24 protein-coding genes, 1 tRNA gene and 1 pseudogene are annotated in these 23,124 nt (G+C 35.6%); 3 read left to right on the forward strand and 23 right to left on the reverse strand.

The genetic code is table 11. The features are described from left to right. Positions 1 to 99: 99 nt before the first annotated feature. The 12 genes and pseudogenes from ACIQXJ_RS13535 to ACIQXJ_RS13590 form a co-directional block, all read right to left on the reverse strand. Positions 100 to 846 (reverse strand): hypothetical protein, encoded by a 747-nt coding sequence (locus tag ACIQXJ_RS13535; protein ID WP_402763795.1) that lies wholly within the window; start codon positions 844 to 846, stop codon positions 100 to 102. A gap of 11 nt (positions 847 to 857) precedes the next feature. Beyond that, positions 858 to 1,730: a tyrosine-type recombinase/integrase gene (locus ACIQXJ_RS13540; RefSeq protein ID WP_402763792.1), complete on the reverse strand. Its 873-nt coding sequence runs from the start codon at positions 1,728 to 1,730 to the stop codon at positions 858 to 860. Between the two features lie 332 nt (positions 1,731 to 2,062). Continuing rightward, the gene (locus ACIQXJ_RS13545; protein ID WP_403054453.1) at positions 2,063 to 2,941 is read right to left on the reverse strand and encodes an STM4504/CBY_0614 family protein; all 879 of its coding nucleotides are present in this window, start codon (positions 2,939 to 2,941) and stop codon (positions 2,063 to 2,065) included. 315 nt (positions 2,942 to 3,256) lie between these two features. Then, positions 3,257 to 3,469: a hypothetical protein gene (locus ACIQXJ_RS13550; protein ID WP_402763786.1), complete on the reverse strand. Its 213-nt coding sequence runs from the start codon at positions 3,467 to 3,469 to the stop codon at positions 3,257 to 3,259. Positions 3,470 to 3,764: 295 nt separating this feature from the next. After that, the gene (locus tag ACIQXJ_RS13555) at positions 3,765 to 4,148 is read right to left on the reverse strand and encodes a hypothetical protein (RefSeq protein ID WP_403054454.1); all 384 of its coding nucleotides are present in this window, start codon (positions 4,146 to 4,148) and stop codon (positions 3,765 to 3,767) included. 418 nt (positions 4,149 to 4,566) lie between these two features. Then, entirely contained in the window at positions 4,567 to 5,001 is a 435-nt protein-coding gene (locus ACIQXJ_RS13560) for a hypothetical protein (RefSeq protein ID WP_402763781.1), read from the reverse strand. A 16-nt stretch (positions 5,002 to 5,017) separates the two neighbouring features. After that, a complete protein-coding gene (locus tag ACIQXJ_RS13565) occupies positions 5,018 to 5,965 on the reverse strand; it encodes a hypothetical protein (RefSeq protein WP_403054456.1) in 948 nt (315 codons plus the stop codon). A gap of 764 nt (positions 5,966 to 6,729) precedes the next feature. Beyond that, positions 6,730 to 6,999, reverse strand: a pseudogene (locus ACIQXJ_RS13570) (tyrosine-type recombinase/integrase); the annotation flags it as partial. Positions 7,000 to 7,515: 516 nt separating this feature from the next. After that, positions 7,516 to 8,277 (reverse strand): MAE_28990/MAE_18760 family HEPN-like nuclease, encoded by a 762-nt coding sequence (locus tag ACIQXJ_RS13575; RefSeq protein ID WP_402763776.1) that lies wholly within the window; start codon positions 8,275 to 8,277, stop codon positions 7,516 to 7,518. 3 nt (positions 8,278 to 8,280) lie between these two features. Beyond that, positions 8,281 to 9,411, reverse strand: a complete 1,131-nt coding sequence (locus tag ACIQXJ_RS13580) for a GmrSD restriction endonuclease domain-containing protein (RefSeq protein ID WP_402763773.1) — start codon at positions 9,409 to 9,411, stop codon at positions 8,281 to 8,283. Positions 9,412 to 10,275: 864 nt separating this feature from the next. Beyond that, positions 10,276 to 11,256: a tyrosine-type recombinase/integrase gene (locus ACIQXJ_RS13585; RefSeq protein ID WP_402763770.1), complete on the reverse strand. Its 981-nt coding sequence runs from the start codon at positions 11,254 to 11,256 to the stop codon at positions 10,276 to 10,278. 164 nt (positions 11,257 to 11,420) lie between these two features. Next, a tRNA-Arg gene (locus ACIQXJ_RS13590) sits at positions 11,421 to 11,494 on the reverse strand. 233 nt (positions 11,495 to 11,727) lie between these two features. Between ACIQXJ_RS13590 and ACIQXJ_RS13595 the strand changes: the two genes are divergently transcribed. Further along, positions 11,728 to 12,474 (forward strand): SDR family NAD(P)-dependent oxidoreductase, encoded by a 747-nt coding sequence (locus tag ACIQXJ_RS13595; protein WP_403054458.1) that lies wholly within the window; start codon positions 11,728 to 11,730, stop codon positions 12,472 to 12,474. 82 nt (positions 12,475 to 12,556) lie between these two features. Beyond that, the gene (locus ACIQXJ_RS13600; protein ID WP_403054460.1) at positions 12,557 to 13,222 is read left to right on the forward strand and encodes a hypothetical protein; all 666 of its coding nucleotides are present in this window, start codon (positions 12,557 to 12,559) and stop codon (positions 13,220 to 13,222) included. 107 nt (positions 13,223 to 13,329) lie between these two features. On the opposite strand, the gene ACIQXJ_RS13605 is transcribed toward ACIQXJ_RS13600, so the two are convergent. The 5 genes from ACIQXJ_RS13605 to rph all read right to left on the reverse strand — a co-directional run bounded on the left by ACIQXJ_RS13605 (position 13,330) and on the right by rph (position 17,116). Next, complete coding sequence (locus ACIQXJ_RS13605; RefSeq protein ID WP_340823188.1) at positions 13,330 to 13,491, reverse strand: DUF2639 domain-containing protein; 162 nt, start codon at positions 13,489 to 13,491, stop codon at positions 13,330 to 13,332. A 127-nt stretch (positions 13,492 to 13,618) separates the two neighbouring features. Next, a complete protein-coding gene (locus tag ACIQXJ_RS13610; RefSeq protein ID WP_403054462.1) occupies positions 13,619 to 15,088 on the reverse strand; it encodes a protein adenylyltransferase SelO in 1,470 nt (489 codons plus the stop codon). A 167-nt stretch (positions 15,089 to 15,255) separates the two neighbouring features. Then, a complete protein-coding gene (locus tag ACIQXJ_RS13615) occupies positions 15,256 to 15,759 on the reverse strand; it encodes a metallophosphoesterase (protein WP_403054464.1) in 504 nt (167 codons plus the stop codon). A 12-nt stretch (positions 15,760 to 15,771) separates the two neighbouring features. After that, a complete protein-coding gene (locus ACIQXJ_RS13620; protein WP_401008973.1) occupies positions 15,772 to 16,365 on the reverse strand; it encodes an XTP/dITP diphosphatase in 594 nt (197 codons plus the stop codon). A 1-nt stretch (position 16,366) separates the two neighbouring features. Then, positions 16,367 to 17,116, reverse strand: coding sequence for a ribonuclease PH (gene rph / locus ACIQXJ_RS13625; protein WP_401008974.1), 750 nt, complete (start codon positions 17,114 to 17,116; stop codon positions 16,367 to 16,369). Positions 17,117 to 17,291: 175 nt separating this feature from the next. Here rph and trhA point away from each other — a divergent pair, with 175 nt between their 5' ends. Next, positions 17,292 to 17,933: a PAQR family membrane homeostasis protein TrhA gene (trhA, locus tag ACIQXJ_RS13630; protein ID WP_403054466.1), complete on the forward strand. Its 642-nt coding sequence runs from the start codon at positions 17,292 to 17,294 to the stop codon at positions 17,931 to 17,933. Positions 17,934 to 17,999: 66 nt separating this feature from the next. Here the strand turns inward: trhA and racE are convergent, their stop codons facing one another. The 6 genes from racE to sdhA form a co-directional block, all read right to left on the reverse strand. Beyond that, positions 18,000 to 18,797 (reverse strand): glutamate racemase, encoded by a 798-nt coding sequence (gene racE / locus ACIQXJ_RS13635; RefSeq protein WP_403054468.1) that lies wholly within the window; start codon positions 18,795 to 18,797, stop codon positions 18,000 to 18,002. A 10-nt stretch (positions 18,798 to 18,807) separates the two neighbouring features. After that, positions 18,808 to 19,260: a MarR family winged helix-turn-helix transcriptional regulator gene (locus tag ACIQXJ_RS13640; RefSeq protein ID WP_172772341.1), complete on the reverse strand. Its 453-nt coding sequence runs from the start codon at positions 19,258 to 19,260 to the stop codon at positions 18,808 to 18,810. Positions 19,261 to 19,334: 74 nt separating this feature from the next. Then, complete coding sequence (locus ACIQXJ_RS13645) at positions 19,335 to 19,556, reverse strand: helix-turn-helix domain-containing protein (RefSeq protein ID WP_172772342.1); 222 nt, start codon at positions 19,554 to 19,556, stop codon at positions 19,335 to 19,337. A 317-nt stretch (positions 19,557 to 19,873) separates the two neighbouring features. After that, complete coding sequence (locus ACIQXJ_RS13650; RefSeq protein WP_403054470.1) at positions 19,874 to 20,332, reverse strand: acyl-CoA thioesterase; 459 nt, start codon at positions 20,330 to 20,332, stop codon at positions 19,874 to 19,876. Between the two features lie 235 nt (positions 20,333 to 20,567). After that, entirely contained in the window at positions 20,568 to 21,347 is a 780-nt protein-coding gene (gene sdhB / locus ACIQXJ_RS13655) for a succinate dehydrogenase iron-sulfur subunit (protein WP_340823175.1), read from the reverse strand. A 5-nt stretch (positions 21,348 to 21,352) separates the two neighbouring features. Beyond that, the gene (gene sdhA, locus ACIQXJ_RS13660) at positions 21,353 to 23,107 is read right to left on the reverse strand and encodes a succinate dehydrogenase flavoprotein subunit (RefSeq protein WP_403054472.1); all 1,755 of its coding nucleotides are present in this window, start codon (positions 23,105 to 23,107) and stop codon (positions 21,353 to 21,355) included. Positions 23,108 to 23,124 lie beyond the last annotated feature (17 nt).

A 23,124-nucleotide genomic window follows, 5' to 3' on the forward strand; every position in this document is an offset into this window, starting at 1 on the left:
TGGACGCACACAAGGTCACTAACAGGCTATCATAGGTGGCTTAGTCGCTCTCGCAGTAACTCATTGACCTCTAGTTCAAGTCTAATTAAAATGTGAATTTTATTTAACAGTACCTTTTAAATCACCTTTAATTAAATCTTGCAAATACCCTACTATTAAAGCAATTAATACGATATCTAAAATCCTTTTAAAATAGATTTGTACCATTTGATATGTATATAGAACAAACTCTTTATTAATTAAATCAATGTGTGATAATAATTTTTCATCTGCTACTGGAAGTGTGTAGGTAACAACGAAACTTAAATAGAAACTCTCTAAAAAATTTTGAAATTCGATATTATACATTATCGAGAAAAAGATTTGATATCCATAACCAAAAGTTACATCTGGTGCTATAAATACAAGAATTATCATTGCTAAACAATAATAAATAGACTTTTTAGATTTTTCTTTTTTTCTAATCATCCTTTGTAATTGCTTAGTTAGTATTATTAAATTTTCAACCAACCAAACTAATAATATCCCGAACATCAACCAACAAAATATAATTACAATCCACGGATTATTAGGATTAAAATACCTCTCAATAAATTGTGCCATTAGAAGTACACCAAATAAATAAAACATCATTTTTATATAAGATACATATATTTTCACTTCGAATTTCTCTCTGTAAATTCTACTTAATAATTTACTCATAAAAAATGGACTAACTAAAAAGATACACATTAAAATAAAAGCGAAAAGAACCTTATTTAGCATTAGTAATGGATTTGAAAGAGATGCAACAGCAATTAATAGATACCATACTTTATTATTTTTAAATATTTTGGGATTCAACATGTATTCTCTCATCATAAATATTTGTCAACCGTTCTATCATTAACAGAAAGATAATGTCTATTGATAGTTTCAAGGTTTTTGTGACCACTTTGCTTTGCAATTGTCGCTAGGTCTGCCCCTGCTTCGTGCATTGCTGAAACTTGTGTCTTGCGTAGTGTGTATGGTGCGAACCCTAGCCACCTATGAATCGACTTACGATAAGCAATGTCAGACACTTCAACGCTTGTGTAATTGTTGTGCTTATCTACCTTACCTACAAGATAACTTTCTAATTCCAAACAATAAGCATTGATATAGTCTTTGATTGCATTGACCGCTTCTAATGTTAATCGTTTCGTATGCCATTCCTTTTGCTTCTTTAAGTAAACATTGACCGAGCGATTCTTTAGGTCAATGTGCTTCACTTGGATTGTAACCATTTCACTAGGTCTACATGCTGTTATCAGATTGAATAAAGAAATTGCTTTCGCTCTTGTGTCAAGTTTATCAATCATAGCCAACACTTCATCTTTCGGTTGGGCTACTTGACCATTCACTTGTTTTCCCTCTGCATAATCAACATCATTGTACTTTTGGCGTATCATTGCTATTGTCTGCTTACTATCCTCTGTTTCAACTTGACCTAGTTCATGGACTAAGAAATGCTTTACACTCGCTGACCTACGATTGAAGGTACTGAGTTTAAGACCTGTTTTAACTGTATGTAATAAGTATGCTTCAAGTGTTTCAAATGACAACTCAAGGTCTTGCTGTTCTGCATACTGTTGGAATCGTTTGAAGTCGCTCTCATACATTTTTGACTTTTTATTAATTTGTTCCTGTACCGCTTTGCTTACTTCGTGCTTCTTGATTGCTCGATTAAATTTAATTACTTTTTCTTCCATCCTATTCACAACCGTTCATGTAATTTTTTACTAATTTAGTATACATCCTAAAGTTATGAAAAGCAAGATTTTCGATAATTGAATGGTCATCCATTCTCTTAAAACACACGTTATTCGTACAATTCGTTATCGTATCACTCTTTCGTTAGATGCCCACTAATCACACTTAATTGTCCAGTTGGTTGCTCCTACTTCACGCAAACCACTAAATTAATTAATTGTCCAAAAGAGTGCTGCTATTCAGATAAAAAGAAAGACCACTTCAAAATGAATTGAAGCAGTCAAACGTTATCGTGTCGAGTTATGGTAACAGGTTCGCTTTGCTATACGTGCTATCCTTGATGAATATATTCATTGTAGATTTCAACTAAAAGCACAATATTTGTGGCACATAGATTTAGTGCATATCGAACAATCTTATCGGTTACTTCAACTTCAATTACTCCATCGCCATGTGAATGTTTATTCCTTACAGTTGGTAAGCCACTTTCTAAAGTGTTACTTAATCCGCTAAAGTGTGTCTGCAAATAACTTGGGATAAACTCTTTATTCATCAAAGTTGAAATTAACTTCTTAGCATTATCACTTTGTTTATACGAGTAATTCAATTCTTCACAAATAATCTTCATAGTACTTTCAAATGCTTTCCCTGCATTTGTGATAGAACCTTTTAGATTTCCATTTTTGTAATCATTAAATGCTTGCATATACTCAGTTGAAGCACTTTCAAATTCAACTTCATACAACAATTGGATAGCGTTCATTATTACCTCTTGATGAATAAACTTGCTATCAATTCTAATCATTTGCCCTTCAACAAATTCATAGCCAAATGAATTTTCAAGAAAGAGTTTATTTACTCTTTTGACAAACTCATCATAATCAAATGATAAATAATCATCCATTTCTTCAAGCATTAGTTCAAAAAAATACAATGATTCTTCGTTATTTAACTTTTGAAATGCTTCATGAACTTTTTCTTCGGGATTTACAATTGTCCTAACGCTTTTTCCATATTCCACATTGATTCTATTAATTACTTTTTGCCAAAATTCAACTTTATAATACCTTTCAGAAATTTCTTCTACTATTTTTTCTACCATGAAGATAAATTGATTCTTCATTTTAGTTGATACATCTTCATATTGAAAAACATCACTTACCTCTTTGAACCCCATTTGCACTTGAAAGTCATAAAAACTTCTCCCCATCGTATCACCCCGAAAATAACTATATAGACTAAATAATACCATACAATAAAAAAAGCACCACTAATTGTGATACTGTGCTAGGAAGTCATATATTAAATGCTGTACACCACTGTACACTCTCTCTATGTCGTCACGACTTGCTTTAAAGTGCATATGGAATGTTGTCCATTGGACATCTGTTAGTAGCAACTTAATAAAGTTCTCATTATCTGTTCCTTTTGCTTTTCTGATAAGTTCAATGTATTCCTTTTGCCCCCTGTTGGTCTTTACCTGCCTATCATGGAAATACGAGTATATCACTTTCGCATAGGCTTGTTAGCAAGTAATTCCACAAACTTCTTCAGGAATATGCTTATACAAACAATTGTCTTCAGCAACGAAAATATCATACGAATGGAAATCATTTTCCATCGAACCGCCATAGTCTGCTATTTCAACTATTCCAATCATTTCATTGCCATTGATTGTGAATCGAACTTTATCACCCAACTTAAATTTCATCGAGGGCAAATTCAAATATTTTGACATATACACCACTTCTCCTTATTAAAAACTTCACTAAACTCAGCGAATTTCTTTACTTTTACACCGTTTACTTCAAGCTCCTCACGATTTAGCTGATTGATTTGTCTGATTACCTATTTGGTCAACACCATAGAACTTAGCTACCTGTTTTGTTGTTGCAAGCTCATTGTTTGGTAGCAACAACAACCCACCTACTCTATTCAATACTTCTAAACGGTTTATAGCTTTGGTCTGAGCTTTGGATTAAGACAAAAAGCACACTTTTTCAAGTATGCTTTTAAATCTTCATTTAATATTTCTATTGTTGTATGAAAAAAAGCTTTTCCGCACGTTTTCTGTATTGTTCATCTAAAATCTTTTCCACAATCAAATCTTTTAATTCTTGGTCACTTAACGGCTCTAAATCGTCTTTTGATTCTCCTATTTTCTCTAAAAACACGAGTTGAACTATTTTATAATTCGAACTAATGATTCCAGCAAAAGTTATCGGGTTCTCCTTATCATAAAGTCGCCCTAGAGCATCTATTTCTTCAACAGAAAATCTTTTAGAAACCCTTTCGTAAGCATCCATTGCTTGTTCTAAAGTTTCATAGATTTGCCCATCACTAACTAAAAACATAGCTTTTATTACAGATTTCGCATATTCAGAATTGACCTTTGGTACTTCACTTATTCCTGTCATTACTATCACCCCTTCTAAAAAGTTTGATTTTCCACCCATATTTCTACTCTAAAGGTTTCAATGTATGCTCATTCAATATCATCTCGACATACATTGAAATGATTACAAAATGTTGTCCATTGGGCAACATTTTGTAGCAACCTTCCCCTCCTATTCTATGACTTAATATAAGTTTATCACAATTTAAACTTATATGGAATAAAATTCCAATAAGTAACATAATGATATGTAATCTATACTGATAACAAAAACGAATAGTACTAAGGTAGGCTCTACCGCCTGCATTGAACTGGACAGCAGGCAATTTGAATTTAAATATAACCGAGAATCCGTCTATCTATATCTCGAACCATCTAAGAGCGTTCTGAGAAGGCGGAACAGAAAAAGCACACCACGTAATTGTGATGTGCTTAAATCATTATAAAAAAACAAATTGGTTATTCTTTAGAGCGTTATTTCTAAAACTCAACACTTGAATGTTATATAAAAAATAACCTTTAGAATCATCTAAGCGGTCAATAGTAGGGCGGTAATTAGGTTCCCAACCACTCTCTCCATACCTCATAGTTTGATTTATCCATTTTGTCCAAAAATCAGGTTTCTCAATAAGTATCGACCAAACAAAATGTTCGGGAGAATCATAGGGATATTCCTTTTTAATATACCAAGCCTTATGTCCATATTTGGTATCAATGTATCGTGAATAACAGCTATTGAAAAGTGTCATTACTTCTACCTCTTGCCCCTCAGTCACTAAACCTTCTTCTAGTAAATCTTCATACATTTCTAGCCCTCTCTCTGCCTTTTGCATTAAATACTCAGGGGCTAAAATTTCATTTTCTTTTGTTGTCATGTTTTGAACTCCTTCTCTAATCATCACCAAATAGGTCATCAACTTGTACTACGGCTCTTTCAATAGAGTTCATATTCTGATGATTATTAGGTGATTTCTGTTTTATTTTGTCTTGATAAGTTACGAATAAAATATCAGTTTTACTAATTTGACTAACCTTATATTTTGCCCGTTCAATCTTTTCTTGGACAATGCCTTTTAGCTTTCCGTTAGTCGATAGAATTTTAATTCTACGTTCTGCCACTTCAAGTAATTTCTCTTCCTCAGGTGCTAGTAGGTGTGTTTTCTTTCTTCTTTGAACAACAGCGAGCGTATAGTAATGCTCATCATTCGGAAAGAAGGATTTGTCCATATTCTCGAAGGCTTTTATTGCTTCATCAACTTGGACAGCGTATTCTTGCATACCTTTTCTGCCACTTAGAGGGGTGCTATCATAACCCATGATTCCATCCATATACTTGCTATTAGCTGCGTTTTCATATGAAATAGAAGCAAGAGTCTTAGACTCCTGTGGAATGGGATTGATATGGTATTCATTAACCTCTTGTTGCTTGGAAACACCATCAATGTAGTTCCCTCTATTAACGAATATCATTTTCTCAGATACGGCTTTTTTAATTTTGCTCTTAGCTGTGCGCTCTGTACATTGGAGCAACTTTGCCCAACGTGTGTAAGGACACTTGAAGAAGCCTTTATCTTTATTTGCCCATCGAGCAACACACACGTAGATATAAAGCATATCGACATCGTTCAGCGACAGTATTACTTCATATGGTACTTGCGTATGGTTCTCTCGATTCTCAGGCATACGGAAAGTTAATAGCTCTTTACTCGAACTATTTTCCCAATCCGAATTATCAACAACCAAAGGCGACTTTTCTAATATCTCTTCCATTGCACTATTTAGCTTTGCAACAACGGTACTTCGCTTAGAACCAAATACACCTTCTAGCTGTTGAATCAAAACATCTCTATTTGTAGAAAATGTCTTGTTAATATTCAGTTGTGAATTAATCAGTACATATAGATATAATCCATTTACAGACAGGTGAGATTCTGTATCTTCGGTAATAAGTCTATTCTGTACCTTTACAAAAATTTTTGTATTAATTTTCTTTTCTCCTCTCTTGTTCTCTCTTTAATAAGGGTCTTTCTTTAAACAGGGTAATAAAGGTGTCATGAAGATACTCAAATGTAGGTTGATGATGGAAAATCGAGGTTCTGAAAGAAACCATTTTTGCACAAGTAGTCCTTTCAGTTATTATCGTTGTAGAATATAAAAAGACACTCTTAAACTAGCGTTTAAAAGTGTCTATCATTTGAAATGTTTGGTTTACGTTCTTGCGTTCTTAGACCAAATTATCATAACAACAGACAACCCATAGCATAGCCTTATCCTTAAAAAGCCTATTCTTAATAAACCCATTATTTAAAATAAAAGGCAAAATCGAATAAACCCCTCTAAAAGGATTTCAAAAACCTATTTGACTATACTAGGCACTATCTCATTGTCGAGATGTATGTTCTGCTGTATGTGCCTAAAAACTCTTCACACTTAGTATTATATATTCTATTTCTACTTTTGACAGGGTTTTTTGAAATTTTTTTAATTAACTGCATCGACATGTTAACTCGAAACGAATGCTAATTAAAGACAACGACTTGGTGTAAAAATTACTGCCTCTGTCTCAGAAATTAACTGAATCTAAACTATAGACATCCGAAATTTTACATATACTCCCTTAAATCCTTAGCCACCTCCTCCACATCTAAATCAAGATACTGCGTTGTGACACCTAAATCTGAATGACCAAGAGCCTTACTGATTAAAGCCACACTGGCTCCCTTGTCATGTAAGTTCTTTGCAAAAGCCCTTCTAATAGCATGAGCATTAATATACTCAAGTCCATACCGCTTCGAATATTTGTTTAACTGTTTTGAGATAGCACAATTTGAAGATTTACTCGTATTCACCGCTGCTCCATTTTGTGTAATAAATCCCATTTTGATTGTCTCTATCATTTCTATCGCTTCACTATCTACTACAAATATGCCGTTTTTACTTTCTGTTGAACATAAAAAACCTCCAAATTTTATAATTAGAAGGTCTAAGAATAGTTCAAATATGTCATTTTTCCGTAAGGATTAAGAAAAGGGATATTGCCCAAGAGTTCAACCCCCGTTCAATATCCCTATTATTGAAAATTGTTGATATGTTTGCATTTTTATCCTATCTAAGTATGGAGACTGCAGGAGTCGAACCCACATCTTATTGAGATACCATTATACCAGTGTTTTGAAGCGTTTATGTAATTTTAATTAATCATTGACTACGTTTTTAACTACGAGACACTTAAAATATGCGTTGTAAGAGTAATTTTAGGAGTTGATAATCCACTTTTTTCATTCTATATTATGGAAGGTACGGAAATTATGTCTAAATGATATATAGCAAAGCTCATTACTCTTACTCATAAACTTCCTGGTATTTAAGGTGAAGTTGAGAGTTTAAGTTTATCTAAGGTATTTTTTTTGATTCACATATACTTCAAGATGATTATATAATTCATTTATCAATTTAATAATTGCTTCGCATAACCGCTCATAATTCTGTACATTAATAGGCATGATATATTGAGGTAAACTATCTGCAAATCTCTGATTACCATGAGCAATATTATTCCTATGATGAACTAAAGTTTTAATGTAAGAATCATAAGGCATAATCAAACTTTTTTCTATATCGAAATAATAAATAATTTCTAGTAAAACTTCTATTTTTAAATTAGATTTTGTATTAATCATGTTATCTTTTGTAGTAAAAACATTATCTTCCTCAAAGTGACTAAAAATCCTTACAACTTTTTTGGATATTTCTTCTTTGATTAGTTGATTACTCTGCTGACTTTGAGGATTAATTTTCTTCCTTAAATCATCTAAATCTTCTTTAAAATATAATGCTTTAATATTAACATTTAAATCCGAAATACTAATTTCTTCTTTATCAATTATTTCCAGAACATATTCAAACATTCGTTTAACAGTAAACTCATAACTTGCATACACACTTAAAATAAGTTTGTACAAACCATTGTTATTCTCAAAACACCTTAATTCTCTTTTTCTCAAATCCTCTAATTCTATATTATAATACTTTAAAAAATTCATTTCATCCCTTATCAAATTCACGGCAGAATCAACTAGTTCTTTTATTATTACCATATCATCCGATAAGATAATACTACTATTTGCATTAATTCCTTCATTAAGAGACATATATTATTCTCCTAACTTTGAATTAATATAACTAATTCTTGATTTTACTTTCTCTATACCACCTGTTCTATAACTTAAATATTCGCTACTTTTTTTAATATTTGTAATTTGTTCGAGAGTAATGGTATTTTTTCTAGTATTCTCGTTAGAAAAGTATAGCATGAATCCATCAAAATTATATTGTATAAATTTCTTCATAATTCTTTCACTTGCTTTTGAAACTCCCCCAAACAGTCCTGGTCCAAAATTATCACTTAAATACTTAACCAAACCTTCAAAATTCTCTTTTTCGATTTCATAATTAAAATCAACTTTACTTTCAGTTACTTCTTCTAGATATAATGTCAATTCTTCATCGAGTTTAAATCTATCTTTTTCATATCCATTATTTAGAAATTTATTTTTAAATAAAAAATACCTTAAAACATTTTCAGCTGGCTTCATTTTCTGTATTTCTGAAAGCTGCATATAACTTGTAAGATTTTTGAAATCTGTGTTTTTTGCCAAATCATTAATAAAGTCTATAAATCTATTATCTACCATTCTTATATTACTATTTCTTAATTCCTGTTCAGAAAGCATTGCTCCTCCTGAATTTAATCGTTTAAACATATGATATTTTACAGATTTTTCATTATCCTTTGTTAAAACTTCTACTCTAATAAATACTCGTTTCAAATTTCTTCTATCTATTATTGAAAGTTCATCATAAGATTTACCATTTAAATCTTTACGTATTTCACACCCACTTAATTTAAATCCTGGTGGAACATCCATAATAGATAATTCTTCGTCTATATCATCGTATATATCTTCTTCATTAGAATCAGCAGTAGCTTCTTCATTAACTATATTTAGTTCTATTCCTCTAAAATTCAAATATGAAGATATTCTTTGCAAACCATCTACTAAGACATAACTGCCATCCACTTGTTCATCGACATATATAGGTGGAACAGGCATATCTAATAGTAGTGATTCCATAAATAATGATTGTTGTTTTCCAGACCATCTGAATAACCTCTGGAATTCTGGTTGAATTATCAATTCCTCATCCTTATACATATCATAAAGTTCATTAAAAGAAATATCAAAATTTCTCCTATTTAATCTACCTTGATTTTCTAAATCCATATTATCCCTCCTGCTTTCATAATATAACTATTATAACATTTAAACCAATTATTATTATTACTAAATTTACCACTTAACCAAATTCTTATTTTTATAAAAAACCACGCTGTCTAAGCAACATACTTTACAATTTCCCAATAACTTTGTTTGATTCTTCTCTCCATTAAACCGTTTTTTATCTTTCCTTATAAAATATCTACTTATTTATTTTATCAAATCTTAATTTATCAAAGTTATCACTGGAATGTCAGATTTTTTTCGTTGTAACCTCTAACTCTTTTATTTTTTACGAAATGTCATCCTTTTTTCATGAATAATAAATGCCATTATACTCCACATAAATTATGGATAGTTGAGAATTTGAGTTCTACTTTGATTTTTCTTTAATAATTATCTTCAATTGTCTTAACCTCTTCTTCACAATGTACACAAGGTAACGTTTCAGCAAAAAAGGCTTACAGACCTATACTTCCCCCCTTCTTCAAGGGGGTGTTCGCATATGTCCGTCTAATTTCATGTGGCTTATACTTTTATTACCAGGATTGTTATTGTTTCGACTAAAGAATAATCGCTTATCCTCACAGGAAGTCCCTTAACCTCTTAGCAACTTCTTCAACATCTAAATCCAAATACTGCGTTGTGTAATTTGTTCCAACAGAAAGTGATATACCCATATATCGAGTAAGACCAATTGCATTTTTCAGTGCAGGTGAAGAACCCAATTTACATCATTTTTTTGTTGACACTGATGTCGCCATCCACCAACATGAAGCCAGAGTTGAGGACAACGGCTTGGTGCAAAAATGACTGCCTATGTTTCAGAAACTAATTATATAGAATCTAAAACATAGACAATCAATTATCCTAGAGATACTCCCTCAAATCCTTTGCTACTTCCTCAACATCTAAATCTAAGTAAAGTGTCGTTACATCAAGTGAGCGATGCCCAAGAGCTTTTGAGATTAAAGCTACACCAGCACCCTTCTCATGCAAGTTCTTTGCGTATGCTCTCCTAATAGCATGAGCGTTAATATTCTCCAAACCAAAGCGCTTTGCATACTTAGTAAGCTGTTTAGAAATAGCATTGTTGGTTGACTTCGTGTTCAATGATGTTGCCTTAGATGAAATAAACAAATTGGAATTACTTTCACCGTAATGTTCCTTCAACTTATAATTACATTTAATAAGTATTTGGTATAGATTCACAAGCTGGTCATCAATCGGTAGCTTTAATACTTGATGGTTTTTTAGTACTGCTCCATCTAGCACCAAGCATTTATTCTCCCAGTCAATATGTCGCTCATTTAATTGTCCTAGTGTGTTAATGCGAATCCCTGTCTTGTACATCGTTAAAATGGCAGTCACATCTCTTAAACCAATGAATGTACTTTTGTCAATCAACGAAACTAGAATAGCAATGTCATTAGGCTTTGCTCCCTTCTTAACCTTCTTATCTACCTTCACATTGACTGATTGCCAAAAGTTCAAGCTCAGCCAACCATTGGTGAAACATTTACCTAAGAACGATTTCAGAACCTTTAGACGTGTTAGCTTTGTTTGGTTCTCCACCTGCATACACTCAAGCCATGAGTAAATCGTGTCTACTGAGATTTCTTCCAAATAGGTAACCCCTGTACTCTTTGAGAAATTCATCAGAACTGTATTGTAATCTTTGATAGTACGAGTACGATAACCACTTACCTCCATTTGATTAACGATAGTTCCTAACGCTTCTGAAAAGGGCTTGTAGCGAGCTGTGACAGTCTTTTCTTCTTTGATAGAAGCGGTAAGTTCCTTAGTTGTCAGTGTGAAGTCTACATCAAATAATCCCGACTTTTTGGTCATAAAAAAATCCTCCATTCAATTGAATTGGAAGATAATTTCGGTACGATGTTCACGTAATTTTAGGGTAATAAAAAAGGGATTCTACATCAGTGACCGAAGCCCCGACCGAATCCCTAGTTTCTCACAAATCCAATTGTATCAATGGTTTGTGACTGCTTTTTAGACGTCCCAGGAGGGATTCGAACCCCCGACCGACGGCTTAGAAGGCCGTTGCTCTATCCTGCTGAGCTACTGAGACATGATGTATATTCCTAATTTCTAATTTAATTTTCTCTTAGGAAAGACAATATTTATTATATGTCGTTTATAACATAATGTCAACATTAATTTTACTATGAAGGCAAGGTTTGCCTTGAAAATATTATATACCTATTTATTGTATGAATCTAGATGTTTCTTTATGCCATTTCAATATAGTACACTGCTCTATTTTTGCTAAAATAATAAAAAGCAAAAATTGGAGGAATGAATATGTTTGAAAACGCTGTTGTTGTAGTGACTGGTGGTGCACAAGGAATTGGTAAAGGTGTAGTGCTGGCATATGCAAAAAATGGTGCTAAGGTTGTCATTGCAGATGTCAATGTAGAGTGCGGTAAACAGCTTGAGCAAGAAATGCATGGGCAAGGTTATTCGGCATTATTCGTAGAGACAGATGTTACAAAGGAACAAGATATTATTTCTTTAATGCAGCAAACGGTTCAACATTTCGGGACGATTTCAATTTTAATTAATAATGCTGGAAAGTTTCAGCACGTGTCTCCTTATGATATTACGTTTGCACAATGGCATGATATTTTACAAACGAATTTAACGAGTGTTTTATTCTGTTCACGAGAGGCGGCTAAAATAATGCGGGCGAATGAGAATGGTGGTTCGATTGTTTCTTTAGCCTCTACACGGGCTTGTATGTCTGAGCCCGATACGGAAGCATATGCCGCTTCAAAAGGTGGTATTGTGGCTTTAACACACGCTTTAGCACGCTCTTTAGGGCCAGATCAGATTATGGTCAATTGTATATCACCTGGTTGGATTGAAACGGAGGCTTATGAACAGTTACGTTCAATCGATCATGCGCAACATTTATCAGGGCGTGTTGGCGTGCCTGAAGATATTGCACAAGCATGTCTGTATTTAACAAATCCAGCAAATCGATTTGTTACAGGTATTAATCTTACTGTCGATGGAGGTATGACAAAGAAAATGATATATGAAGAATAATGCACGCTCTGCATGCATGCACACCCAAAGATATTGTCGAGTATTCTACAATAGAATGTATTTTTAAAGGAGTGAACGTGTATTGTTTCCGTATTCAAATGAATATTACAGCAATTCATTAAGCGCCATCTATACTGCCCCATACAACCAGTATACAGCGCCTGTTCGGCACTTTTTACAACCACAGCGCGATAATCGAAAGTGCATCAGTAAAGCTGAATCTGATTATTTAGCTATGAATCGACTGTTGTGGATGGAGCATGTCAATTGGACGAGGATGACCATTATTAGTATTGTCTTTGGTTTGCCAGATTTACCATTTGTGCAAACGCGTCTTTTACGCAATGCGACGGATTTAGGAAATTGTCTTCGTCCATTCTATGGAGATCAAATAGCTGATCGGTACGCCGAACTTATTAAAGAGCATCTACTTATTGCAGCGCAGCTCGTTACAGCAGCGAATAAAGGAGTTGCGACAACAGCAGCGGCAAAAGAAAAAGAATGGTATCGTAATGCCGATGATATCGCTATATTTTTAAGTACGATTAATCCTTATTTGAGTAAAGAAGCCGTACAGCAAATGTTTTATAGCCATTTAGCTTTAACGAAAAAAGAAGCAGTTACCATGATACAAAAAGACTATCAAGCAGATGTGCAAGTTTTCGATGAAATCGAAGCAGAGGTGCTCGAGATGTCGGATATGATTGCAATGGCAATTGTTATGCAGTTTTGCTACCGCTTTTATTAAACGCATAAATAAAAAACCAGATTCATCGACAATATCTTTTGTCCATCAATCTGGTTTTTCGTTATTTTCCTATAAACTAGTGTTTCCCTTTTATTTAAACCAACCTATCATTTCTCCGTATCGATTGGTTGCTTGTCAACATAGCGGTAATATAAATTCCGTAGTTCAGATTCTTTAAAAAGCCCTAGATGGCTCTTTAATTGAGGATGTACTAATATCCCCTTTGCACGGAGCTCCTTTACAAACCAACCTTTAGAATATTGATGCACGTTACACAGTCTCCTTTTCTGTTATTCATACATAACGTATGCTTAAAGGTTTTGTGCTGTTACCGCTTTCCTTTTACTTCAATAAAAAAAACGAAGGCTATGACATTCCTTCGTTTTAAATCTATGTTTATGTGCCACAGAACGTTTGATACGGACAATTTGTGGGTGCTGGTAGCGTTGCATACTCTTCTTGATTAGCTAAATGGGCATATGGCTGTGAAAGTGCCTGTAATAGCTTGAACATTATACGATAATCACCATGTATAACAGCAGCTTCTAATGCCTCTTCTACTCTGTGGTTTCTAGGAATAATCGCTGGATTGTTACTTCGCATTAATTGTTGTGATGCCTCTTCGGTTTCCTCTTGTCTACCGCGTCTGGCTTGCCATTGTTCATTCCATTTTTTAAACTCTGTACTATCAAATAGGGAAGTTCCTTCACATTGATTAAAAGTTAAAGCACGGAATGTATTCGTAAAATCAGCACCGTTCTTTTCCATTAATGAGAGCAGTTTTTCTATTAGTGCTGCATCTTGCTCTTCTTCGTTAAAGATTCCTAATTTCGCTCGCATGCCTTTGAGCCAATTTGTGTAATAAAGCTGAGGATATTGTTGTATAACCTCCTGTGCTAGTGTTACAGCCTCTTCTTCATTTTCATGAATAAGCGGGAGCAGTGTTTCAGCAAAACGAGTAATATTCCACCCTCCTATAGGTGGCTGGTTTCCATATGCATAGCGACCTTGTCTATCGATTGAGCTAAAAACTGTAGCAGGATCGTAAGTATCCATAAAAGCACAAGGACCATAATCAATTGTTTCACCGCTAATGGTCATATTATCAGTGTTCATAACACCGTGAATAAAGCCAACTAGCTGCCATTGTGCAATGAGTTTAGCCTGTCTCTCCATGACTTCCTGAAGCAGACTCAAATAGCGATTAGGGTGCATCTGATCAATCATTGGGAAATGGCGTTCTATCGCATAATCAGCTAAAATTTGAAGCTCTTCATCCGTCCCCCATTGTGCCACATACTGAAATGTCCCCACACGCAAATGACTGCTTGCAACACGCGTCAAAATGGCACCAGGCAGTTCAGTTTCACGTATTATTGTTTCTCCTGTCGTCACCACCGCTAAACTACGAGAAGTCGGAATGCCCAGTGCATACATCGCTTCACTAATAATGTATTCGCGGAGCATCGGACCGAGTGCCGCGCGACCGTCACCACCTCGAGAATACGGTGTTCGCCCTGACCCTTTAAGCCCGATATCATAGCGCTCCCCCGTTGGAGTGATTTGTTCGCCGAGAAGCAGTGCTCTACCGTCTCCTAACATATTAAAATGCCCAAATTGATGTCCTGCATAAGCCTGTGCAAGCGGACATGCATCACTTGGCACCTCATTACCTGCAAGTATTTCGATACTGTCTTCGCGTTGGAGGGCTTGATAATCTAATCCAAGGGACTTAGCAACTGCCTCATTAACGATCACCAATTTTGGCGCTTGTACACGATTCAATTGAAGACGGCTATAGAATGAACTTGGTAGACGAGTGTAGCTATTATCGAAATTCCAACCTATGTTGTTTGCCTTTGTCATTTAATCACCCTTGTTCTTTTCATTTAGTTTTTCTACTATAATGCAATTAATTCATGGATATAATTTCCATAAACACTGTGTACATAAATATAAAAACGCTTAAACTCTCTTTTAGCAGAATCTTAAGCGTTTTTATATAAGTGTCATTCCTTATGACTTCTTATGATTTATTTCCGAATAAACTTATGCGTTGAAATACAATCGTTGTCATCTGTTAAGAAATTGACCTGAAAATAATCATCTTGAATATCTATAATTGCAAAGCTTTTTTCGGTGCGACCTCTTGGCTTTAATAAGCTTCCTGGATTTATAAATAGCACATCATCAATTATTTCAGCACCTAATACATGAGAATGGCCGAAGCAGGCAATTTGTGCATCGACCTCCTTTGCACGATACGACAATGACAAAATTGATGTTTTCACATTAAATAAATGACCATGTGTCACAAACAGGGTAACATCTCCCACTTCCATAATGACTTCATCTGGAAATGCTTTATCGATATCACAATTTCCCCGTACTTTCTTCATATCATTGAGTGCATCATGGGAGAAGGGAAGCTCACTATCGCCACAATGAATCAACGTTTCTACATTAGGATAAAAGCTACGTACTTTATCAATAACAGCGCTATCTCCATGTGTATCACTCATGACTAATATTTGCATAGAAATCACCTCTTACTTAATAAGATTTGGCAATTGTTCCTTTAGCTTGCGAATGGCATTTCCACGGTGAGAAATAGCACCTTTTTCTTCTGGTGTTAACTCAGCCATCATACGATTTAAGCTTGGTACGAAGAAGACTGGGTCATAACCAAAGCCATTTGTACCACGTTTTTCATGTGCAATTACACCTTCACAAGTGCCGAATACAGTCGTTGTTTCAAAATCAGGACCTGCAATGGCAATGCAGCAGCAAAAACGAGCTGTACGCTTATCATCTTCAACATCTTGTAAATTATGCAAAAGCTTTACCATATTTGCCTCGTCATCGTGATCACCTGCATAACGAGCCGAATATACACCTGGTTCACCATTTAGTGCATCTACAGCTAAGCCACTATCATCAGCAATGACAATAGTTGCAAGTTCTTTCGCCAAAGCCTCTGCCTTTAACACAGCATTTTCTTCAAAAGTTGTGCCTGTTTCTTCTATTTCCATATTCGGTGCGACATCAAACATCGTCACCACTTCATAACCAAGTGGCGCAAATAATGCTTCAAAATCTTTTGCCTTGCCTTTGTTTTTTGTCGCAATTACAACTTGTTTCATATTAGTCGTTTCCTCCTACTTTAAGAGCGATTTCTCCAAGCGCTTGTTTTTGTAGCTCAATTAACTCACGGATTCCCTTTTCACCTAATGCAAGCAAATCATTTAAGTCCTCACGTGAAAAGGTTGCTTCTTCACCAGTGCCTTGTAATTCTACAAAACGACCTGCTCCGGTCATAACGATGTTCATATCTACAGCTGCATCTACATCTTCAACATAGTTTAAGTCTAAAACGGCACCTTGTTCTTCAACAATGCCAACACTTGTAGCAGCTAAAAAATCTGTAACAGGGAATTTTTCTAATTGCTTATCTTCAGCAAGCTTAGCAATCGCCTGTGTCATCGCTACAAATGCACCTGTAATTGACGCAGTACGTGTCCCACCATCTGCTTGAATCACGTCACAGTCAATCCATACCGTACGTTCACCCAAAGCCTCTAAATCGACGATAGCACGCAATGCACGCCCAATAAGACGTTGGATTTCCATTGTACGTCCGTTTACTTTCCCGCGTGACGATTCACGTGGTGTACGTTGTGCTGTGGCACGTGGTAGCATAGAATACTCAGCTGTAATCCATCCTTTTCCTTGCCCGCGTAAAAAACCCGGTACTTTATCTTCAACTGTTGCCGTACAAATTACTTTCGTATTTCCAACTTGGATCAATACTGAGCCTTCTGGATGTAATAAATAATCGCTATCCATTTTTACAGGACGCAATGCATCTGCATTTCTACCATCAAATCTTGTCATAATTAATCGTGCCTCCTAAAATCTTTCGCGCCCTTATTTTATCATATTTTACATTGGTGCGACGATTTACTACGCCCAATATATGATATTTATCATATAAATTGCATTACATTTTCATCTACAATGAAAAATCCCTTCATGTTATAGTAATATAATAAAGAAAGAGGTGATGGTCATGTCTCAACCAACAATTGGGCATAGTAGTTATACCATAAAGGAAGAATTTTGGAATGCGCTAACACATGGAATAGGTGCATTTTTGACAGTTCCTGCTACCCTTCTATTAGTGCATAAAGCTGTAACAACTGGTACAAGCACCGAGCTTATTAGTTACATTATTTTTGGTTTATCGATGTTTTGTTTATACATAGCATCCACCTTGTATCACTCACTGCCGACAAACAAGGTGCTTTTAAAAAAACTAGATCATAGCTCCATTTTCTTATTAATCGCCGGAACTTATACACCGATTGCACTTATTGCAGTTGGTGGAAAGCTTGGATTGAGCATTTTTATTATTGAATGGGTGCTTGCTTTCATCGGCATCATTCTAAAACAATTTTTCGTTTATCGCTTTAAAAAAATATCATTAATCGTCTATATTGGTATGGGATGGCTCATTGTCTTCGCCTATAAGCCATTAGTTGCCTACATCTCATTCAATGGGTTTATGACACTTTTAATCGGTGGCATTTTTTATACTGCAGGCACTTATTTTTATAAGAACAAAAAGATTAAGTACAACCATGCAATTTGGCATGTCTTTGTAATGGCTGGAAGTGCTGCTATGTTCGTTGCGATCTATTTATTTATGTAAAACATTCATCTCCATAAATTATTACGAAATAAAAAAATCAGCCTAGCTATTAAGCTAAGCTGATTTTTATTTTAATGTAATACGGTTTATGTCAAGCGTACCTTGCTCCAGCCAACTTTCTGCAATCGAACGGAAAATTGGAACAGAGCCCGTTGCAAAAAATTTATGTGCGGGCTTAGCATTTGAGTCTGCTAAAGTGCCATTATACGCAAGCATTTCCTCAACATCCTTTGCTGTTTCTTCCGCAGAAGATAGCACGAATACATCTTCTCCGACGACAGCTTCAATTTGTTTTTGCAAAATAGGATAATGTGTACATCCTAAAATGACCGTATCAAATTGTTCGTTTTTTAACGGTTTTAAGCCATCAGCAATTAAATTATTTGCAAATTCACCTTTATATTCGCCACTTTCTACTAGTGGTACGAATGTTGGACAAGCCAATGGAATAATGTGGGTAGACGTATTAAGAGATAATAATGCTTCTTCATATGCCCCACTTTTAATTGTTCCTTCTGTTGCAAGCACAACGACTTCATGTCGCTTCGTTTTCTTTACAGCTGCACGTGCGCCAGCATTAATAACGCCTAATACCGGAAAAGGCATATTACGTTGTAAACTTTCGAGTGCTACTGCAGTCGCTGTATTACAAGCAATAACTAGCATCTTGATATTCATTTTCTCTAGCGCTTTTGCCATTTGCCAAGTAAAATTTCGTACTTCCTGACGAGTTCGTGGACCATAGGGACATCTTGCTGTATCACCAATATAATAAATCGTTTCATTTGGTAAACGTTTTATTATTTCCTTTGCTACGGTTAAACCGCCTACTCCTGAATCAATAACGCCTATCGGGGCATTCATACTTTCCGCCTCAATCCTGTTTCATGTGTACATGTAGTTTTTGTAAATAGCTTGATAATTGCGCGACTTCTTGTTCGTTAAATCCAACAAGCATTTCCTGCAAATATTGCTGTCTTTTTTCTATAACCTCTTGAATAATACGTTCGCCTTTTTCGAGAAGATGAACGACAACGACACGACGGTCATTTTCATCACGCATTCGCTTGACTAATTCATTTTTCTCCATTCGGTCCACTAAATCTGTTGTCGTACTAAAAGCTAAGTATAAACGGTTTGATAAATCGCCAATTGTAATATCACCAAGCTCTTCTAACCACTGCAATGCAACAAATTGTGGCGGCGTAATCGCATATTGTGAAACAATTTCTCTTCCTTTTTGCTTCACAATGGCCGCTATATAGCGTAGTTCCTTTTCAACCGTTGCAACGGTTTCAGGTGAGTGCTTTGTTACTTCATCCGACATATAACTATTCCACTCCTAAAAATACGTTGAATAGTTCTATTTTGTCGTTTTTTTCACGAAATAGCAAGAGTCCATTAGTCTAATTTAAATTCTTCTAAGCGTAACAGCTCAATTAACGCTTGAGATCGATTTGTTACACCCAGCTTTTGAATTGTATTGGAAATATGATTTCGCACTGTTTTTTCACTAATACCAAGTTGCCCTGCAATATCCCTCGTTGTTTTTTCAGCTAATAAAAGCGCAAATATTTCACGTTCTCGGTTTGTTAAAAGAGAACGATGATGAGAGCCATTCATTTTCAGTCACACCCTCCTCCCCCGCACGTATTGTAACTTATGTTAAGGAGTGTTGAGCGGTGACGGCTATTTTCATTAATATACGTAGTTTCCACAAAAAAATCGGAAGTTCTTCTATAATAGCGCAATATGAAATAAAAAAATGAATCAATTACCTTTGCATAAATACGTCCAGCTTTTTTGAGCCTGTTCGAAAAACTACTCTTTAAATTGGTGACATCTACGCATTTATCTTGATTTAGCTTTATCCCCCACTTAATTTAGTGAAAAGTTGCCTTTTATCCCCCACTTATAGAAGTGACTTTTGCTGAAGCAAGTTAAATAATAGCTAGTGCCGCTAAATGTGCCTTTTCTTCTTCTGTTATTGGCACACTTTTACCTGTTCGAGGGTCCATTTGTACAACAGTACCACGTCCTGTAAAGCATACTTCATCCTTTTGATTTTTTGCTAAGTAATGAATATCCATTGATGAATTACCTACCTTGGCTACTTTCGTGTACACGCGAATTACATCATCAAAGAAAACTTGCTTTCTATAATCACATTGTAAATCTGCTACGATCGGTATTCCATTTACATTGTCATCAATTGCAGAAGGCAATAATATACCCAGATGATTAAAATAATCGATTCTAGCCTGTTCAAAATATGTAAAGCTAACTGTATTATTCATATGGCCATACATATCCGTTTCTGAAAAACGCACACGTACCTCAATATAAAACGAAAAATCATTTGCCCATTTCTCAAAATCCCCAATATAACTTGCTTTCATATTCAACTTCCCCCTTCGTTCTGTATCCAGCTTATGTTTAATGAAACTGTTGTTTATCTAACCGTATATTAATAGTTTAAAAATGAATACAAATTCATTATAAAGGAAATTGCTATATTATCATAGAAAAATCAGAAATTTTAGTGTTTTATTCCCGAATCGCCTATTTTCTTATAACTAACAGTCTATAAAAAAAATCCCTTACACAATTGTGTAAGGGATTTGCATTGTACAATTAGTCAACGTAGTGGTCAGAACCGAAGAAGTTACGGAACATTTGCACTGTTGTTGCACGGTTTAAAGATGCGATAGATGTTGTTAAAGGAATACCTTTAGGACAAGCAGCTACACAGTTTTGAGAGTTACCGCAGTTAGCAAGACCGCCATCACCCATAATTGCATTTAAACGTTCGTCCTTAATCATTGCACCTGTTGGGTGAGTGTTAAATAGACGTACTTGTGATAATGGTGCTGGACCAATGAATGAAGCTTTTTCAGACACGTTTGGACACGCTTCCATACATACACCACAAGTCATACATTTAGATAATTCATAAGCCCATTGACGTTTACCTTCTGGCAAACGAGGACCTTCACCTAAATCATAAGTACCATCAATTGGCACCCATGCTTTTACTTTTTTCAGTGCGTTGAACATACGATCACGGTCTACTTGTAAGTCACGTACAACCGGGAAAGTTTTCATTGGCTCAAGGCGAACTGGTTCAGTCAATTGATCAATCAGTGTTGAACATGATTGACGTGGACGACCGTTAATTACCATTGAACATGCTCCACAAACTTCTTCAAGACAGTTCATGTCCCATGAAACTGGAGTTGTTTTTTCACCAGTTTCTGTCACTGGGTTTTTTTGAATCTCCATTAACACAGAAATAACGTTCATACCATGACGGTAAGGAACTTCGAATTTCTGCCAGTAGCCTTGGCCACCTTGTGTATCTTGACGTAAAATTTCAACTTTTACTTTTCTTCCAGTATTAGCTGCGATTTCCATAATTCTTAGTCTCCTTTCGCAGAGTAGTCACGTTTACGTGGTGGGATTAATGAAACGTCTACTTCTTGATATGTGATAACTGGCTCGCCCGTAGCTGGGTCGAATTTCGCCATAGTTGTTTTTAAGAAGTTTTCATCATCACGTTGCGGGAAGTCTGGTTTATAGTGCGCACCACGAGATTCATTACGAAGTAAAGCACCTTTTGTCATTACTTTCGCTAAGTAAAGCATGTTTTTCAACTGACGAGTAAAGTGAGCACCTTGGTTACTCCATTTTTGTGTATCGTTGATATTGATGTTTTCCCAACGTTTTTGGAATTCGCCAAGTTTTTTATAAGTTTCTTCAAGTTGGTCGTTAAAGCGTACAACTGTCATTGTAGCTGTCATTAACTCACCAAGCTCTTTATGAAGAAGGTAAGCGTTTTCTGTGCCGTCCATTTTCATGATAGCATCCCACTTAGCTTGCTCTTCTTTAACACGTGCATCGAAAATATCTTGAGATAAATCTTCAGCATGCTTTTTAAGATGTTTAACGTAATCAACTGCATTTGGACCAGCAACCATACCACCATAAATAGCAGATAATAATGAGTTTGCACCTAGACGGTTTGCACCATGTTGAGAGTAATCACATTCACCTGCTGCAAATAGACCAGGAATTTCAGTCATTTGGTTGTAGTCAACCCATAATCCACCCATAGAATAGTGAACTGCTGGGAAAATTTTCATTGGTAATTTACGTGGGTCATCACCTACGAATTTTTCATAGATTTCAATGATACCACCAAGTTTAACATCTAATTCATGTGGATCTTTATGAGAAAGATCTAGGTATACCATGTTTTCGCCGTTGATACCAAGCTTTTGGTTTACACAAACGTCAAAAATTTCACGTGTTGCAATATCACGTGGTACTAAGTTACCATATGCAGGGTATTTTTCTTCTAAGAAGTACCAAGGTTTACCGTCTTTATATGTCCAAATACGACCACCTTCACCACGAGCAGATTCTGACATTAAACGGTTTTTGTCATCTCCAGGAATCGCTGTTGGGTGAATTTGAATGAACTCACCATTCGCGTATGAAGCACCTTGTTGGTATACGATAGAAGCAGCAGAACCTGTGTTAATAACAGAGTTTGTTGTTTTACCGAAGATAATACCAGGGCCACCAGTCGCCATAATAACAGCGTCTGCACGGAATGATTTAATTTCTTCTGTACGCATATTTTGTGCTACGATACCGCGGCAAACGCCGTCATCATCGATAATAACACCTAGGAATTCCCAGTGCTCATATTTGTTAACTAATCCAGCTACTTCGTGAGAACGAACTTGCTCGTCCAACGCGTATAGTAATTGCTGACCAGTTGTTGCACCTGAGAATGCTGTACGGTGCATTAACGTACCACCGAAACGACGGAAGTCTAATAAACCTTCTGGCGTACGGTTGAACATTACACCCATACGGTCCATTAAGTGAATAATACCAGGGGCTGCATCACACATACCTTTAACAGGTGGTTGGTTCGCTAAGAAGTCCCCACCATATACTGTATCATCAAAGTGAATCCAAGGAGAATCCCCTTCACCTTTTGTATTTACGGCACCATTAATTCCGCCTTGCGCACATACAGAGTGTGAGCGTTTTACAGGAACTAATGAGAACAAATCAATTTCAGTACCAACTTCAGCTGCTTTAATCGTTGCCATCAGACCAGCTAAACCGCCGCCGACAACAATTATTTTGCTTTTCGCCATGATTATTTCTCACTCCT

The organism is Lysinibacillus sp. NPDC097868, from assembly GCF_044761135.1.
In the GTDB taxonomy this organism is placed as follows: domain Bacteria; phylum Bacillota; class Bacilli; order Bacillales_A; family Planococcaceae; genus Lysinibacillus.